This window comes from Synechococcus lacustris str. Tous, assembly GCF_003011125.1.
Taxonomy (GTDB): Bacteria; Cyanobacteriota; Cyanobacteriia; order PCC-6307; family Cyanobiaceae; genus Synechococcus_D; species Synechococcus_D lacustris.
Genome location: NZ_PXVC01000285.1, coordinates 1 through 657, shown reverse-complemented (window position 1 = coordinate 657; position 657 = coordinate 1). Strand labels below are relative to the sequence as shown.

Here is a 657-nt window from a genome sequence, read left to right as displayed (position 1 = left end):
ACCTTCCATATGCTCATTATTTTGCCAATCAGGGCGCAGAATAATAATTTCTTGATAGAGGCGAGCGCAGATATCCCTACTCATCGCCACCACCATCGCCTTGCCTGGTTGAGTGCGAGAGCGTTGCTCAAAATGGGCAACCAAATCTGCTGCTACTTGTTTTAGGCGTGGTTCAGCGCCCACTAACGCTTCCAGTGCTGCCCACCTGCTTTTTGCCCGCTCAGCAGCAGGAATATCATCTTCATCTGAAAAAAGATCATCCACCTGCTCATCCACCTGAGGCAGTAGTGGTTCTTTAAGTGCCAGTTTTGCCAGTCGTGATTCGTAGTAGATCGGCACCGTGGCACCGTCTTCTACTGCTTGTTTGATGTCGTAAATAGAAACGTAGTGCCCGAAGACCGCCTGAGTGTCACGGTCGTCTTGTGAGATGGGTGTTCCTGTGAAGGCAATAAAGGTTGCTTCTGGTAGGGCATCTCTGAGTGCCTTTGCTAATCCGTATTTGATCTCACCAGTTTTCGTATCTAGACGCCCTTTAAATCCGTATTGAGTGCGGTGCGCCTCATCGCAGATCACTACAACGTTTCTGCGCTCAGTTAAAGCAGGAAACTTTTCTTCCCCATCTTCAGTAGCGAACTTTTGAATGGTGGTAAAGATGAT

1 protein-coding gene is annotated in these 657 nt (G+C 48.4%); it reads right to left on the bottom strand.

The window, feature by feature from the left end; all coding sequences use genetic code 11:
- On the bottom strand, positions 1 to 657 hold a 657-nt coding region (locus tag C7K08_RS14965; RefSeq protein WP_133165350.1), incomplete at both ends, for a DEAD/DEAH box helicase family protein.